The sequence below is a fragment of the Burkholderia sp. AU45388 genome, from assembly GCF_030481585.1.
Lineage (GTDB): Bacteria > Pseudomonadota > Gammaproteobacteria > Burkholderiales > Burkholderiaceae > Burkholderia > Burkholderia sola.
Genome location: NZ_JAUJPV010000003.1, coordinates 319366 through 336305, shown reverse-complemented (window position 1 = coordinate 336305; position 16940 = coordinate 319366). Strand labels below are relative to the sequence as shown.

The following is a 16940-nucleotide window of genomic DNA, read 5'->3' as shown; positions in this document are numbered from 1 at the left end:
GGTGCGCGTCAGTGCGCGCGCGGTAGCGCGACGCCGATCAGCACGTCCTTCGTGACGAGCGTGCGCAGTTGTTCCTCGGTCATGTGCTCGGTGCCGGCCGGCCGCACGGGCAGCACGAGATAGCGGCTTTCGGCGGTGGTGTCCCAGACCTTCACGACGACGTCGTCGGGCAGGTCGGTGCCGAGCTCGCGCAGCACCGTGCGCCCTTCGCGGACGAGCCGCGCACGATATTCGAAGCCCTTGTACCACTCGGGCGGCAGCCCGAGCACCGGCCAGTTCGTGCATGAGCACAGGCTGCAGACGATCACGTTCTTCAGCGTCGGCGTGTCTTCGAGCGCGACGATGTATTCGCCCTGCGGGCCGGTGTAGCCGAACTGCGCGCATGCGGCCGTGCCGTCCTTCAGCAGAAGTTCGCGAAACGCGGGGTCGACCCACGCACGCGCGACGATGCGCGCGCCGTTGGCCGGATCCCAGGTCGTGGACATCAGCTCGGTCAGATTGTCGATATAGCCGTCGGGAATCAGGTTCTTCTCTTTCATCACGCGAAACAGCGCCCAGGCGCGTTCGCCGGGCGTCGAGGCGGTTTTCTCGGAAGGCGTCGTATTCATCGTGGGGCTCCTTGTCGTGGTTCGGGGCGACCGCCGCCACGGCGTGGCGGCTGCCGTGGCGGGGGATGGCGCGTCGTGTCGGTCACGCTCGACGAGCAGGGTAAGAAGAGAAAAAATGCGGTTCTTTGCCGGCACGGATCGGAAACTATGCCGAGACGGCCCCATTGCACGGCAGGCGCCGACGCGCACCGGATGCGCGGCGATTCGCGGCATCGGCAGGGCGTCCGGCATGAAACGGCGGCAGCCCGCGCCCGTTTTGCGACCGCTTCCGGGCACTGGCCGCGGAGGTCCGCCACAGCCAATTTCTTGTTCCGCCGGAAAACAGAAATGCGGATTTTGCCTTTCTATTCTCATCCTCAAGCGACGGCCGTTCGATGTCGCGAATCGTCGGCGCTCCCTCGAGTACCGGCGGAATAACAGTCAGCCAGCACCCCGCGATTCCACCGTCCGGCAACGGTTCCCGTTCGTCGTACGTCGAGCGTGGCGGTGTCTGCGCATCCAGGTGAGGAGCATGATGGACAACGTCAACAGAATGAAACTGAAGCGCGTCGCGCGCTGGATCGGCCTGTCGCTGATGGTCGTCGCATCGCATTACGCGGGCGCGGTCGAGGTCGATCCCGGCGACTACGAGCAGTATCCGGTGGGCGCGACGATCGGCGTGCTGTACTACAACTATTCGGCGACGAACGCGTACTACGCGAATGGCCACCGGACGTCGGATTTCGACCTGCAGTCCAATGTCGGCATCGCCCGCCTGCTGCACGTGTTCCAGCTTACCGACAGGCTCACGATCGATCCGCAGGTGCTGCTGCCGTTCGGTCACATCAGCAGTTTCGGCAACGCAGGCGCGCTTGGCAGTACGAACGGCGTCGGCGACGTGATCCTGACCGCGCCGTTGAAATTCCGCCTGAACGAAGCGAAGGACGTCGTCGCCGCGACGGTCTACGTTTATGCGCCGACCGGAAGTTACGACCGGAACCGCGGCCTCAATCTCGGCGCCAACCGCTGGTCGCTCGATTTCCAGGCAGCCTACGTCAAGCACTTTTCGCCGCAATGGGCCCTCGATCTCGTCGGCGACGCGATCTGGTACGGCAACAACACGTCGTACGGCGCGAGCGGTGCGACGCTGCATCAGCGGATGAGCTACAGCGCCCAGGCGATGGTGCGTTACATGCCCGATCCGGGCACGTCGCTCGGGGTCGGCATCACCCAACTCTGGGGCGGAGAAACGCGCGTCGACGGCGCGGACAACAACGACGCGCTGCGCACGACGCGCCTGCGGCTCACCGCGGCGAAGTTCGTGACGAAGGCCGACCAGGTGCAAATCCAGCTCGGCACCGACCTGAGCGTGCGCAACGGCCCGAAGAATAGCGTGCTCGCCGGCCTGCGTTACGCGCACATCTTCTGACGACCCGTGTGCGCCGGGCTATGGCCGGTGCATGTCGCTCCGTGTCCCCCACGTCGAACCCTCGACACCCGATTCCCTTTCCAGAGAGATCACGCATGGAATCCGCCATCGACAAACACCTGATGTGCCCGCGGACGCTGTCGCGCCGCGTCGCCGACGATTACCAGCCGCCGTTCCCGATGTACGTCGCCCGGGCCGCCGAAGACCTGAGCCAGGTCGTGATGGGCTATTTCGGCGTCCAGTATCGCGGCGCCGACAAGCGCGCGGCGGCGCTGGCCGCGTTGCGCCGGATCGTCGCCGATTTCGGTGCGCAGGACGGCCCGAACAATTTCGACCTGACGCAACACACCGACGACCAGGGCTACGAGAACCTGATTGCCGTCGGCTACTGGCGCGATCCGGCCGCGTATGCGCGCTGGATCGCGTCGCCGGCACTCGTCGAATGGTGGGCCTCCGACGCACGCCTCGCGGACGGGATCGGCTACTTCCGGGAAATCGTCGCGCCGCGCGCCGAGCAGTTCGAGACGCTTTACGCATTTACGAGCGATTTCCCCGGCGTCGGCGCGATCATGGACGGCGTCAGCGGCGAGATCGAGGAGCACGGCTACTGGGGATCGATGCGCGACCGGTTCCCGATCTCGCAGACGGACTGGATGGCCGCGGACGGCGAGTTGCGCATCGTCGACGGCGATCCGGCTCGCGGCGGCCGTGTCGTCGTACTGGCGCACGACAACATCGCGCTGATTCGCTCCGGTCAGGACTGGCGCGCGGCGGAGACTGACGAGCGCCGGCTGTATCTGGAGGAGATCGAGCCGACGCTGCGCAGCGGAATGGAGTTCCTGCGCGACAACGGCAAGGACGTCGGCTGCTACAGCAATCGCTACGTGCGCTCGATCGATCTGGACGGCAACGAGCTCGACGAGAGCTACAACATCGGCCACTGGCGCTCGCTCGACCGCCTCGAGCGGTGGGCCGAATCCCATCCGACGCACCTGCGGATCTTCGTCACGTTCTTCCGCGTCGTCACCGGACTGTCGAAACTGCGGCTGTATCACGAGGTTTCCGTCTTCGACGCAAAGCATCAGGTCTACGAATACGTGAACTGCCATCCGCGCACCGGGCTGATGCGCGACGCCGTCGCCGTCGCGCGATGAATCCCGCCGGCGCCGCCCAGGCTGGCGCCGCCGCTTACCGAACTGGAGAACGTCGATGGCCATCAAACGCCCGACCCGCGAACAACTGTCCGACATTGCAGCCGGTTTCGGCTTTCATGTCGATGCCCGCCAGCTCGCCGACTACGACGATGCGCTGCAGGCCAACTTCGACGCGTACGACGCGATCGACGCGCTGCCCGACCCTCTGCCCGTCGTCGCGTACCCGCGCACGCCCGGCTACCGCCCGGAAGGCGACGAGAACCGTTACGGCGCATGGGCGCGCAAGAGCATGATCCACGGCGCCGCCGACGGCAAGCTGCGCGGCAAGACGGTGGCCGTGAAAGACAACATCTGCGTCGCCGGTGTGCCGATGCGCAATGGCGCGAGCACGTTCGAGGGCTACGTGCCCGATATCGATGCGACCGTCGTCACGCGGGTGCTCGACGCCGGCGCGACGATCGCCGGCAAGGCGACCTGCGAGTACTACTGCTTTTCCGGCGGCTCGCACACGAGCGCGTCGGGGCCGGTGCACAATCCGCGCAAGGCCGGATATTCGTCGGGCGGCTCGTCGTCCGGCAGCGGCGCGCTGGTCGCGAGCGGCGAGGTCGACATGGCGCTCGGCGGCGACCAGGGCGGCTCGGTGAGAATCCCGTCCGCCTATTGCGGCATCTACGGAATGAAGCCGACGCACGGGCTCGTGCCGTACACCGGCGCGATGCCGATCGAGGCGACCGTCGATCATCTCGGGCCGATGACGGGCAGCGTGCTCGACAACGCGCTGCTGCTCGACGTCATCGCGGGCGACGACGGGCTCGATCCGCGCCAACGGATGTTGCCGCCGCGCGCCGATTATCTCGGCGCGATTCGCGACGGCATCGCGGGCCTGCGGATCGGCGTGCTGCGCGAGGCGTTCGGGCTCGCGAATTCGGAGAAAGTGGTCGACGAGGCCGTGCGGGTCGCCGCGCTCCGGTTGCGCAAGCTGGGCGCGAGCGTCGACGAAGTGTCGGTGCCGCTGCATGCGGCCGGCACCGCGATCTGGCTGCCGATCGCGGCCGAGGGGGCGACGCAGCAGATGATGAAGGGCAACAGCCACGGCTTCAACTGGGGCGGCCTGTACGTGACCGGCATGATCGATCATCACGCGGGCTGGCGCGAGCGCGCCGACGAGTTGCCGGATACCGTGAAGGTGACGATGCTGCTCGGCGAATATTTCACGAGCCGGTATCGCGGGCGCTACTACGCGAAGTGCCAGAACCTCGCGCGACGCTTGCGATCTGCGTATGACACGGCGCTGCAATCGTATGACGTATTGCTGATGCCGACCGTCCCGATACGCGCGTCGGAGTTGCCGAAGCCCGGCTGTGCGATGTCCGAATCGCTGACGCGGGCGTTCGAGATGATCGCGAATACCGCGCCGTTCGACGTGTCCGGGCATCCGGCCATGTCGCTGCCGTGCGGGGTCGCCGACGATCTGCCGATCGGGCTGCAACTGGTCGGGCGCCGCTTCGACGAGGCGACGATCTACCGCTGCGCCTATGCGTATGAACAGTCTTCCGACTGGCGTCAGGCGACGTTCGCATGACATGCCCGGCGCGGCCGCGTATCGCCGCCGCGCCGCCTGCGGGTCCGACCGGCGACGCGGCTCGCACGGTTGCCGATTGGACAAGGCGCTTTTGAACGGGCACGCTACCGGCTGCGTGTTGGCTAACCGATGTGGGGCACGACCATGACGATGCGTCCTTTCCCGCGCGCCGCAAGCGGCGACGCGTCCGGCCCGGCGGCCGACGACAGCCCGCCGGACGAATGGACGAATTCGGCGATCGAGGTGGCGACCGACGGCTCGGTCAGCCAGCGTATCGAGTTTTGGCGCGAGACGATTCTGCGTTTGTTCGCGGACGTGCAGATCGCGGCCGTGCAGAAGGCCGATTTCTTCGGCCAGGTGCGGCAGCGCAAATGCGAAAAGATGCGGATCTCGGAAATCTACGCCAGCGAGCAGGCCGTGATTCGGCGCTATCGCCAGGCGCGAAGCGAGTATGAGGACAAGTATTTCGGCGTATTGATGCTCGAGGGCAGCCAATCGGTCGAGCAGGACGGCAAGATCGTCACGCTGCACCCCGGGGATTTCGCGGTCTACGACGCGACCCGGCCTCACCACCTGCAGTTCGGCCAGTCGTGGCGCGAGATCGTCGTCAGCATTCCCCGCGCGACCCTGAACCAGCTCGTCGTCGGCATGGAGCACCGCACGGCCTGCCCGACGCACACCGGGCAGGGCGTGGGCAGCGTCATGCGTGCGTTTCTCGAGCAGATGTCGGCGCAGATCCGCAGCGTGACCGAGGACGAGATGCGGCAGTTGTCGGATACCGCGATCTCACTGATCGCGATGACGCTCGGGGGCATGCAGCGCAACGATCTCGCGCAATCGAGGATGAAGGCGTTGACGCTGACGCGGGTGAAGCGGCATCTGCTCGAACACCTGCACGATCCGGAGCTGAGCCCGATGATGATCGAGCGGTCGATCGGGATTTCGTCGCGGTACATCAACAAGCTGTTCGAGGCCGAGAACACGTCGCTGATGCGCTACGTATTGAACCTGCGGCTCGAACGGTGCGCGCAGGATCTCGCGAATCCGCAATGCGCGGTGCTGCGCGTGTCCGACATCGCGTTGCGCTGGGGATTCAACGACATGTCGCATTTCAGTCGCGTGTTTCGCGAGCGGTTTGCGATGTCGCCGCGGGCGTGGCGCGAGCAGGGCGGCAAGCCGCGCGCGTAACGCGTCGTTCCGGGCCGCGTTCGCGGCCGGCCAGCGCCGATCGGAAGCGGCTGGACGTCGACAGGCGCGACGCCGTCAGTGCAATGCGCGCGGCACGGGCGCCGCGCGAGCACCGCGCGGATCGGCCGGATTGGCCGCATCGCTGGAATCGGCGGCGTCGGCCGGACGCAGCGGCCCGCCCGACCAGGGTTGCGTCGACACCGAGAAGCCGAACGTGTTGACACCCCCGGAGCAGGCGACGAACACGCCGCCGCCGTGCATCTCGGCCACGGCCTTGACGATCGACAGCCCGAGCCCGTGGTTTTCCTTGCTGTTCGCGCGCGCCTCCTCGAGCCGGTAGAAGCGCTCGAACACGTGCGAGCGCTGCACCGGATCGATCGGCTCGCCGGGATTCGACACGGCCATCTCGACGAGCGTGTCGCGGCGAGTGATCGTCACGTTCAGCGTCGCGCCCGGCGCCGAATGCTGGATCGCGTTGATCAGCAGGTTCGTCATCGCGCGGCGGAACAGCGACGGATCGACGGCCGCGCGCGCGTCGCCGTGCAGCTCGGCGCGCAACCGCGCCTCGTCGAGCGGGATTTCGAGGAAGTCGAGCATGCGCCGCACCTCGTCGGCGAGCGACACGTCCTTCAGGTCGGTCGCGCGTTCGCCGCGGTCGCTGCGCGACAGGAACAGCATATCGTTGATGATCACGCGCAGCCGCTCGAATTCCTCGAGGTTCGACTGCAGCGTCTGGCGCATCCGGTCGACCGAGCGGTCGCGGCTCGTCAACGCGACCTGGGTTTGCCCGATCAGGATGCTGATCGGCGTGCGCAGCTCGTGCGCGACGTCCGCGTTGAACGCTTCGAGCCGTGCGTAGGTTTGCTGGATGCGTTCGAGCGCGCCGTTGAACGACGTCGCGAGATCGCGCAGCTCGGTCGGCAGCGCGTCGGTGTGCAGCCGCTGGCGGCGGTTCGTCGCGCTCACGCTCGCCGCGTCCTGCGACAGCCGGTCGAGCGGCGCGAGCCCGAAGCGCGCGACCGCGCGGCTCAGCAGCAGCGTGATGACGGTGGCCGTCGCGATCAGCGCGGCCAGCGTCCAGACGAAACGACGCAGCATCCGCTGCGTGCGCTCGCACGACGACGCGACGATCAGCTTCACGTCCGGGCGCTCGCCGCTGCCGGCGATCGCGACGGCCTTCGTCATCACGTTGTAGCTGCTGTTGTTGAGCGCGTACTGCTGGAACGCGCCGAACGGCTTGCCGTCGGGCACCCCGTCGACGGGACGGCCGAAGCGGAAATCGGCGTCGGGGCTGTCGACCTGATAGCGCGTCGACCCGTCGGGCGGTTCGAGGTCGGCGAGCTTTTCCTGCATCAGGCGGCCGCGCGCGGCCGTGGTCGCATGCGACACGATCATCTGCGCGACCTTCGCGCGCGTGTCGATCGTCGCGCGCAGCTCGGCGAGCAACTGGCGCTCCATCATCACGAACAGCCCGCAGCCGACCAGCGTGAACACGAGCAGCGACACGATGCCGAACATCGCCGACAGGCGCAGGGTGATCGAGCGTTTCATGCGTGCTTCTCCGCGTCGCCGTCCTCGCGCGCCTCGAGCACGTAGCCCATCCCGCGGATCGTGTGCAGCAGCTTGTCCGCGAACGGGCCGTCGAGTTTCGCGCGCAGGCGCTTGATCGCCGTCTCGACGACGTTCGCGTTGCTGTCGAAGTTCACGTCCCACACGAGTTCGGCGATGGTCGTCTTCGACAGCACCTCGCCGCTGCGCCGCGCGAGCACGCCGAGCAGCTGGAATTCCTGCGCGGTCAGGTCGAGCCGCGCGCCGTCGCGGGTCGCGCGGCGGCCGATCAGGTCGACGCGCAGGTCGCCGATCGAGATCAGCGTCGATTCCTGCACGCGGGCGCGGCGCGTCAGCGCGCGCAGCCGTTCGATCAGCTCGAGGAACGAGAAGGGCTTGGTCAGGTAGTCGTCGGCGCCGCCGCGCAGGCCCCGCACGCGGTCGTCGACCCGATCGCGCGCGGTCAGCATGATCACGGGCGTCTGCTTCTGCGCGCGCAACGCACGCAGCACGCCGAAGCCGTCGAGCTTCGGCAGCATCACGTCGAGCACGACCACGTCGTAGTCGAATTCGACAGCTTTCCACGCACCGTCCTCGCCGTCGAGCGCGGTGTCGACGACCCAGCCTTCCTCGGTCAGGCCGCTCTTCAGGTATTCGACGACCTTCGGTTCGTCTTCGACGATCAGCACTTTCATGTTCGTATTCCGCGTAACCGGGTTAAGGGCCGACGCCCGCGCCGTGCTGCGGGGCCGCCGACGCGACGTCGGACGGCGCGGGGCCGTTCGACGCATCGCCGTCCCAGCCGCCGCCGAGCGCCTTCGCGAGAAACACGACGAGCGCCGCGCGCTGGCCCTGGATCTGCACGGCCTGGCGCTCGCTCGTCAGCAACTGCTGCTGGGCCGTCAGCACGTCGATGAACGGCGTCAGGCCGCCCGCGTAGCGGTCCTGCGCGAGCGACACGAGCTTGCGCGCGTCGTCGACGGCCGCCGACGCCTGCTCGGCCGCCTGCGCGAGCACCGACAGGCCGGTCACCGCATTTTGCACCTCCTGGAACGCGGTGAGCACGGTCTGCCGGTAGCTGGCCTGCGCGGCGACGTAGCCGGCCTGCGCGAAATCGACGCCGGCCTTCAGCTTGCCGCCCTCGAACAGCGGCTGGCCGAGCGAGCCGCCGACCGACCACAGCAGCGCCGGCACGGTGAACAGGCCCGCGAAGCGGGTCGCGTCCCAGCCGATGTCCGGCGACAGCGCGATGCGCGGGAAATACGCGGCGCGCGCGACGCCGATCTGCGCGTTCGCGGCGGCCATCGCGCGCTCGGCCGACGCGACGTCGGGGCGCCGCTGCAGCAGATCGCTCGGCATGCCGGTCGGCAGCGCGGGCGCGTTGATCGGCACCACGCGCGGCGGCAGCGAGAACGCGGGGGCCGGCGTGCCGACCAGCGTCGCGATCGCGGTTTCGACCTGCGCGCGCTGCTGGATCAGCAACTGCGCCTGCGTGCGCGTCGCGTCGAGCTGCGCGCGCTGCTGCAACAGGTCGAGACCGGACACCGCGCCGAGGTCGTGGCGCGCGCTCACGTAATCGAGCGCCTTCTGCTGCAGTTCGATCGAGCGCTTGACGACGTCGATCTCGGTGTCGAGCTCGCGCAGCGCGAAGTAGCTCGATGCCAGATCGGCGCTCAGCACGAGGCGCGCATTCGCGAAATCGTCGCGCGCCTGCTCGGAGCTGGCCTGCGCGGCTTCGACGTTGCGCCGCACGCGGCCGAACAGGTCGAGTTCGTAGCTGACCGCCGCGCCGACCTGGATCTCGTTCTGCACGGTGGACATGCTTTTCGTCGCGTAGTTGGTCTGCGGCCGGTCGGCGGAGATCTTGAAGCGCTGGCCGCTCGCGTTCAGCCCGACGGCCGGATACTGCGCGGATGCGACCGACGCGAGCGTCGCCTTCGCCTGGTCGTAGCGCGCGGCCACCGCTTTCAGGTTCTGGTTGTTGCGCAGCGCATCGGCTTCCAGCGCGTCGAGCTGGGCGTCGCCGAATGCGGTCCACCAGGCCGGATCGAGCGGCGCGCGGGCCGGCGCGGCCGGGTGCCAGTATGCGTCGGCCGGGTCGAGCCGCCACGCGGCCGGCGTGTCGACGGCCGGGCGCCGGTAATCCGGGCCGACCGTGCAGCCGGCGAGCACCGCGGCCGCGACGATCGCGACGGCGCCGATCGCGGCCGGGTGCATGCGGGTGCGTATCGCACTCACGACTTCGCTCCCGCGACGGCCGAGGCCGGTTGCGCCGCCGGCGCCTGCACGACGACCGCGTCGCCGGTCGCGAGCGCGTCGCTCGGGTTCGCGACGAGGCGGTCGTTCGGCGTGATCGGCCCGTCGACTTCGAGCGTCTGCCCGATCGTGCGCACGACCGTGACCTGCTTCAGCCGGACCTTGCCGTTCGCATCGACGGTCGCGACCGTCGGGCCTTCGGCGCGGAACAGCAGCGTATTGGCCGGCACCTGCAGGCGGCCGACCGGCGTCATCGGCAGCGTCGCCTGCACGTACGCGCCGGGCAGCAGCCGCCCGTCCGGGTTCGGCAGCGTGATCTCGATCTGCAGCGAGCGCGTCGCGACGTCGATCGCCTGCGACGTGCGCGTGATCGTGCCGTCGAAGGTCCGCCCCGGCAGCTCGGCCTGCGCGACGCTCACGTGCTGGCCAACCTTCACCTGCTGCGCATACGCCTGCGGCACCTGCACGTACAGGCGCAGGCGGTCGGCCTGCACGACCGTGAACAGCGAGCGGCCCGCGTTGCCGGAATTGACGAGATCGCCGACGTCGACGTTGCGCTGCGTGACGATCCCGTCGATCGGCGCGACGATCCGCTGGAAGCCCTTCAATTCGGTGAGACGGCGCACGTTCGCGTCGGCCGCCGCGAGATTCGCGGTGCCCTGGTTGAACGCGCCTTGCCGGTCGTCGAGTTCCTGTTGCGACACGGCATCGCGCTGGCGCAACTGCTGCGCGCGGTCGAACGACGTCTTCGCGAGCGCGAGCGACGCTTGCGCCTGCTGGCGCTGCGCGGTGGCCTGCGCGAGTTCCTGGTTCAACTCCGGCGTGTCGAGTTCGGCGAGCGTTTGCCCCTGCTTCACGTGCGCGCCGATGTCGGCCTGCCAGCGCAGCACGTAGCCGCTGGCGCGCGCATAGATCGGCGCCTCGACGAAGCCGCGCAGCGTGCCGGGCAGCGTCAGCTTGCCGCCGGTGGCCGCGTCGACCGGATGCACGACGCTCACGTACTGGCGCGTGTTCTGCTCGGCGACCGCGTCGAGGTGACGCTGGTTCAGTACGTTGACGACGATGGTGCGCGCGGCGCCGGCGGCCAGCAGCACGCCGATCACGATCACGACGATCCGTCCGCGCCGCGACACCGACGCGCGCGCCGGCAGGTGCATGCCGTGTTCGTCCACCTGGATGCCGACGGCGCTGTGATGTTTCTCTTCCATGAATTCAACCAATTCAACCGGGTAGTAGGTGAAAAGCAGGGCGAAAGTCAGTGACCGGCCTGGCGCGCGCGCCGCCGGGCCAGCCGTGAATGCACGCCGCCGAACACGAGCGGCACGAACAGCAACGTCGAAACGGTCGCGAACAGCAGCCCGCCGATCACCGCGCGGCCCAGCGGCGCGTTCTGCTCGGCGCCTTCGCCGAGACCGAGCGCCATCGGCACCATCCCGATGATCATCGCGAGCGCCGTCATCAGCACCGGGCGGATGCGTGTCGCGCCGGCTTCGAGCGCGGCCGTGAGCGGCGGCGCGCCGGCCGCGAGGCGTTGCCGCGCGAACGAGACGACGAGAATGCTGTTCGCGGTCGCGACGCCGACCGTCATGATCGCGCCCGTCAGCGCGGGCACGCTCAGGTGCGTGCCGGTGACGAACAGCATCCATGCGATGCCGGCGAGCGCGGCCGGCATCGCGCTGATGATGATCAGCGGGTCGAGCCACGACTGGAAATTGACGACGATCAGCAGGTAGACGAGCACGATCGCCATCGCGACGCCCGCGCCGAGGCCGACGTACGACGTGCGCATCGTCTCGATCTGGCCGCGCATCGCGAGGCCGGTGCCGCGCGGCAGCGACGCGCGCGCGTCGGACACGATGCGGTCGATCTCGCCCGCGACCGCGCCGAGATCGCGGCCTTCGACGCTCACGTACACGTCGATCGCCGGGCGGATGTTGTAGTGCGTGATCACGGCGGGGTTCGCGGTACTGCGCACCTGCACCAGGTTGCCGAGCAACTGCGGCGGCGTGCCGGTGCGCCCGCTGGCGGAGATCGGCGTGCCGAGCAGGTCGTCGACCGACGCGATGTCGTATTGCGGGGTCTGGATCTGCAGCGGGTACTGCACGCCGGTGCGCGGGTTGATCCAGAACGAGGGCGTGGTCTGCGAACTCCCCGACAGCGAGATCAGCATGTTCTGCGCGACGTTCTGCGCGGAGAGATTGAGCTGCTGCATGCGCGTACGGTCCATGTCGGCCAGCAGGGTCGGCTCGTCGTTGCGTTGCAGCACGTGTACGTCGACGGCGCCGGGGATTTGCCTGATCTTCTTCATCAGGCTGCTCGCAATGGTCATGTTACTCGCGAGATCGTTGCCGAGCACCTGCACGTCGATCGCGGCCGGCTGCCCGAAGTTGAGGATCTGCGTGATGATGTCCGACGGCTGGAAGAAGAACTCGACGCCCGGGAAGCGCTGCGGCAGCAGCGTGCGCAGCGTCTGCACGTAGTGCGCGGTCGCGCGGTGGCCGGGCTTCAGCGCGATCAGCAGCTCGCCGTCGAGCGTGCCGATCGTGCCGGCGTTACTGTACGACAGGTTGATGCCGCTCACCGGCAGCCCGAGGTTGTCGACGATCGCGCCGAGTTCGTCGGGCGGCACGGTTTCGCGGATCACGCGCTCGACCTGATCGGCGAGCCGCGCGGTTTCCTCGATCCGGTAGCCGGTCGGCGCACGCATGTGCAGCCGGAGGTTGCCGGAATCGGCGTTCGGGAAGAAGTCGCGGCCGAGCACGAACACGAGGCCGGTCGACAGCACGCAGAAACCGAGGAAGCACAGCGCGTAGAAGCGGCGGCGCACGAGCAGGATGCTGAGCAGCACGATGTACCACGCGCGCAGCCGTTCGAACGCGTGGTTGAACGCGTGATGGATACGCGCGAAGCGCGACGTCGAATGATCGGGGCCGGTGCTCGCCTGCTGCGGGCGGAACAGCAGCATCGCGAGCGTCGGCACCAGCGTGCGCGACAGCACGTACGACGCGAGCATCGCGAACACCACGGCTTCTGCGAGCGGCACGAACAGGAAGCGCGCGACGCCGGTCAGGAAGAACATCGGCACGAACACGATGCAGATGCACAGCGTCGACACGAGCGCGGGCACCGCGATCTCGCCCGCGCCTTCGAGAATCGCGTCGTGCAGGTTCGTCCCGAGATGGAGGTGCCGCTCGATGTTCTCGATCGTGACCGTTGCATCGTCAACGAGAATGCCGACCGCGAGCGCGAGCCCGCCCAGCGTCATGATATTGATGGTCTCGCCGAGCGCGGACAGCGCGATCAGCGACGTGAAGATCGACAGCGGGATCGAGATCGCGATGATCAGCGTGCTGCGCCAGTTGCCGAGGAACAGCAGGATCATCATCGCGGTCAGCACGGCGGCGATCAGCGCCTCGTGGATCACGCCCTGGACGGCCGCGTTGACGAACACCGACTGGTCGAACAGCGGCGTGATCGTGAGCCCCTCGGGCAGCGTCGGGATCACCTTCGGCAGCAGCGCCTTCAGGTCCGACACGACCTTGAGCGTCGACGCGTCGCCGCTTTTGAGGATCGAGATCAGCACGCCGCGCTGGCCGTTCTGGCGCACGACGTTCGTCTGCGGCGCGAAGCCGTCGCGCACCGACGCCACCTCGCGCAGGTAGGTCGTCGCGCCGTTGACGGTCTGGATCGGCAGGTTGCTGATGTCGGTGATCGTATCGGCCGACGCGTTCGTGTCGACCCGGTATTCGGTCTGGCCCATCTTCGCGGTGCCGGTCGGCAGCACGAGGTTCTGCGCGTTGACCGCGTTGACGATGTCGGCCGGCGTGAGGCCCTTCGCTTGCAGCGCCTGCGGATCGAGATCGATCGCGACCACGCGCGTGCGGCCGCCGTACGGAAACGGAATCTGCACGCCGGGCACCGTGATCAGTTGCGGGCGCAGGAAGTTGAGCGCGATGTCGGCGAGCGACTGCTCGCTGAGCGTCTTGCTCGACAGCCCGAGCTGGATCACCGGAATGCTCGACGCGGAATAGGTGATCACGAGCGGCGGCGTCGCGCCCTGCGGCATCTGCCGCACGATCGCCTGCGCGGACGACACCGTCTGCGCGATCGCCGTCTGCACGTTCGCGCCCGGTTGCAGGAACACCTTCACGACCGCGATGCCGGGCAGCGACGTCGATTCGACGTGCTGGATGTTGTTGACGGTCGTCGTCAGGATCCGTTCATGGACGGACGTGATGCGGTTCGTCATCTCCGTCGCGGAGAAGCCGCTGTAATTCCAGATCACGCTGATCACGGGGATGTTGATCGCGGGCAGCACGTCGACCGGTGTGCGCATCAGCGCAAGCGGGGTGGCCAGCACGATCATGATGGCCATGACGATGAACGTGTAGGGGCGCCTGAGCGCGAGATTGACGATCCACATGAAGGCGGCGGGGCAGGCGGTGATCAGGCGTCGGTGAAGGGAACCCGAATGATAGGCGTCGGCCCGCGACGGGTTACTGTCGCGAAACTGGCGGAATTGTCAGGTTGGGGCGCGCCGGTCGCCGGCCGATTCCGCAGATGGAATGCGTGGTCGCGACGGCGACGGTCTCGCGCCTCGGGCGGCGCTCACAGTTGCTCCATGCCGAAGCGCGCGAGCGCGTCGAGATCGACGACCTCGATCTGGTTGTACGCGAGCCGCAGCACGCCGAGCTTCTCGAGTTGCTGCAGCGCCTGGTTGATCCGCTGGCGCGACACGCCGACGAGCATCCCCAGTTCTTCCTGCGAGATCGACAGCGACGGGCCGGTATCCGGATACAGCGCCGGGTTGAAGAGCTGCGCGAGCGCCTGCGCGACGCGCGCGTCGACGTCGAGCAGCCGGCTGTTCTGGATCGACGCGATGAATTCGCCCATCCGGTTGTTCAGCTGATGAATCACGAAGCGCGTGAACGGCAGGCTCGTGTCGAGCAGCGCGTGGAACGTGTCGACCGGCACGAACAGCACGGTCGAGCGCTGGATCGCGACGACCTCGTACTTGCGTAGCTCGCGCTTGATCACGCTGCCTTCGCCGAACCAGCCGCCCGACGGCACGCCGGAAAACGTGCAGCCGCGTCCCGATACGTTGAAGATCGCGAGCTTCAGCAGCCCCCGATGGACGCCGATCCAGTATGCGGACGGCGCGAGCCGGTGCGCGATCACGTCGCCGGCTTCGCACTGCTCGACGTGCGACTGGGCGAGCACGAGCGCCTGGTGTTCGGGCGCCAGCGTGCGGAACCACGCGCACTGGCCGAACAGCGTCGCGAGCGGCGGCAGCGGGGCCGGTTCGGGGAGCGTGTCGGCCGGCCGGGCGGCCGCGTCGGGGTGGTCGTGCATGGGTGCGGGTTTGCGAGGATAGGGATAACGCGCAGCGTTCGAGCGGCACTCTGTCGTTTCGATGACAGACGGCTCACAATAACGCCCGTTAGGCTGTCGGCAATTGAACCACATCAAAACGATCCGGGGTGCACGCATCCCGGTCGACAGAACACGGGAGACAGGATCATGACGCAGATGTTCGAGGCCGGGCTCGGCCGCCGCGATGCCAATTACGTGCCGCTCACGCCGATCGATTTCCTGATCCGCGCGGCCGAAGTCTACGGCGAGCGCCTCGCGATCGTGCACGGCGACGTGCGGCGCACGTGGGGCGAGACCTGCACGCGCGCGAAGCAGCTGGCGAGCGCGCTCGCGCAGGCCGGCGTGGAGCGCGGCGACACGGTCGCGGCGCTGCTGCCGAACATCCCGGCGATGGTCGAGGCGCACTTCGGCGTGCCGATGGCCGGCGCCGTGCTGAACACGATCAACACGCGGCTCGACGTGTCGTCGGTGCTGTTCATGCTGCGTCACGGCGAGGCGAAGGTGCTGATCGTCGACACCGAATACGCGGAGCTCGCGCATCGCGCGGCGCTCGAGGTGCCGGGCCTGAAGATCGTCAGCGTGGCCGACGCGATGCCGGCCGACCCCGACCGCTTCGCGGGCGCGACCGACTACGAGGCGTTCGTGGCCGGCGGCGACCCCGACTACGCCTGGACGCCGCCCGCCGACGAATGGGACGCGATCGCGCTGAACTACACGTCGGGCACGACCGGCGACCCGAAGGGCGTCGTCTACCACCATCGCGGCGCGTATCTCGCGGCGATCAGCAACATCCTCGAATGGGACATGCCGAAGCACGCGGTGTATCTGTGGACGCTGCCGATGTTCCATTGCAACGGCTGGTGTTTTCCGTGGGCCGTCGCGGCGCGCGGCGGCGTGAACGTGTGCCTGCGCAAGTTCGACGCGAAGACCGTGTTCGACCTGATCCGCCGCGAGCGCGTCACGCATTACTGCGGCGCGCCGATCGTGCAGAGCGCGATCGCGAACGCACCGGCCGAATTGCGCACGGGGATCGACCATACGGTGCACGCGATGGTCGCGGGCGCGGCGCCCGCGCCGGCCGTGATCGCGAAGATGAAGGAGATCGGCTTCGACCTGCTGCACGTGTACGGGCTGACCGAGGTCTACGGCCCGGCGACCGTCTGCGCGAAGCAGTCGCACTGGGACGAAGTGTCCGACGAGGAACGCGCGCGGCTGAATGCGCGCCAGGGCGTGCGCTACCACCTCGAAGCAGGCGCGACGGTGCTCGATCCCGACACGATGACGCCGGTGCCGGCCGACGGCGAGACGCTCGGCGAGATCATGTTCCGCGGCAACATCTGCATGAAGGGCTACCTGAAGAACCCGAAGGCGACCGACGAGGCGTTCCACGGCGGCTGGTTCCATACGGGCGATCTCGCGGTGCTGATGCCGGACGGCTATATCCGGATCAAGGATCGCAAGAAGGACATCATCATCTCCGGCGGCGAGAACATCTCGAGCATCGAGGTCGAGGACGCGCTGTACCGGCATCCGGCCGTCGAGGTGGCCGCGGTCGTCGCGATGCCCGACCCGAAATGGGGCGAGGTGCCGTGCGCGTTCGTCGAACTGCGTAACGGCATGAGGGCGACCGAGGCGGAGATCGTCGCGCACTGCCGGCAATTGCTCGCGGGCTTCAAGGTGCCGAAGGTCGTGCGCTTCGGCGAGCTGCCGAAGACGTCGACCGGCAAGATCCAGAAGTTCCAGTTGCGCAATGCGGTCGGCTCGAACACGGCGATCGACCTGGCGGGCGACAAGAAGTAGGCGAGCCGCCCGGCCCGGCTCGA

At 68.0% G+C, this 16940-nt stretch carries 12 protein-coding genes; 5 read left to right on the top strand and 7 right to left on the bottom strand.

Annotated elements, in window-relative coordinates; genetic code table 11:
• Positions 1-8: 8 nt before the first annotated feature.
• Positions 9-608 (bottom strand): nitrile hydratase subunit alpha, encoded by a 600-nt coding sequence (nthA, locus tag QZM72_RS08985; RefSeq protein ID WP_089469714.1) that lies wholly within the window; start codon positions 606-608, stop codon positions 9-11.
• A gap of 511 nt (positions 609-1119) precedes the next feature.
• Between nthA and QZM72_RS08980 the strand changes: the two genes are divergently transcribed.
• The 4 genes from QZM72_RS08980 to QZM72_RS08965 all read left to right on the top strand — a co-directional run bounded on the left by QZM72_RS08980 (position 1120) and on the right by QZM72_RS08965 (position 5940).
• Positions 1120-2016, top strand: a complete 897-nt coding sequence (locus tag QZM72_RS08980) for a transporter (RefSeq protein WP_301737869.1) — start codon at positions 1120-1122, stop codon at positions 2014-2016.
• Positions 2017-2111: 95 nt separating this feature from the next.
• On the top strand, positions 2112-3170 hold the full coding sequence (locus QZM72_RS08975; protein WP_301737868.1) for a phenylacetaldoxime dehydratase family protein: 1059 nt from the start codon (positions 2112-2114) through the stop codon (positions 3168-3170).
• 55 nt (positions 3171-3225) lie between these two features.
• Positions 3226-4752, top strand: a complete 1527-nt coding sequence (locus tag QZM72_RS08970; RefSeq protein ID WP_301737867.1) for an amidase — start codon at positions 3226-3228, stop codon at positions 4750-4752.
• Between the two features lie 144 nt (positions 4753-4896).
• Positions 4897-5940 (top strand): helix-turn-helix domain-containing protein, encoded by a 1044-nt coding sequence (locus QZM72_RS08965; protein ID WP_089470568.1) that lies wholly within the window; start codon positions 4897-4899, stop codon positions 5938-5940.
• Between the two features lie 75 nt (positions 5941-6015).
• On the opposite strand, the gene QZM72_RS08960 is transcribed toward QZM72_RS08965, so the two are convergent.
• The 6 genes from QZM72_RS08960 to QZM72_RS08935 all read right to left on the bottom strand — a co-directional run bounded on the left by QZM72_RS08960 (position 6016) and on the right by QZM72_RS08935 (position 15096).
• Positions 6016-7491 (bottom strand): heavy metal sensor histidine kinase, encoded by a 1476-nt coding sequence (locus QZM72_RS08960; RefSeq protein WP_089469718.1) that lies wholly within the window; start codon positions 7489-7491, stop codon positions 6016-6018.
• Entirely contained in the window at positions 7488-8183 is a 696-nt protein-coding gene (locus tag QZM72_RS08955; RefSeq protein ID WP_059505120.1) for a heavy metal response regulator transcription factor, read from the bottom strand. Before QZM72_RS08955 ends, QZM72_RS08960 begins: the two co-directional genes overlap by 4 nt.
• Before the next feature lie 22 nt (positions 8184-8205).
• Positions 8206-9705, bottom strand: a complete 1500-nt coding sequence (locus tag QZM72_RS08950; RefSeq protein ID WP_301737959.1) for an efflux transporter outer membrane subunit — start codon at positions 9703-9705, stop codon at positions 8206-8208.
• A gap of 17 nt (positions 9706-9722) precedes the next feature.
• A complete protein-coding gene (locus QZM72_RS08945; protein WP_089469719.1) occupies positions 9723-10952 on the bottom strand; it encodes an efflux RND transporter periplasmic adaptor subunit in 1230 nt (409 codons plus the stop codon).
• Positions 10953-10999: 47 nt separating this feature from the next.
• Positions 11000-14167, bottom strand: a complete 3168-nt coding sequence (locus QZM72_RS08940; RefSeq protein WP_301737866.1) for an efflux RND transporter permease subunit — start codon at positions 14165-14167, stop codon at positions 11000-11002.
• A gap of 185 nt (positions 14168-14352) precedes the next feature.
• On the bottom strand, positions 14353-15096 hold the full coding sequence (locus QZM72_RS08935; protein WP_301737865.1) for a Crp/Fnr family transcriptional regulator: 744 nt from the start codon (positions 15094-15096) through the stop codon (positions 14353-14355).
• A gap of 168 nt (positions 15097-15264) precedes the next feature.
• On the opposite strand from QZM72_RS08935, the gene QZM72_RS08930 reads away from it, so the two are divergent.
• A complete protein-coding gene (locus QZM72_RS08930; protein WP_301737864.1) occupies positions 15265-16917 on the top strand; it encodes an acyl-CoA synthetase in 1653 nt (550 codons plus the stop codon).
• Positions 16918-16940: the final 23 nt, after the last annotated feature.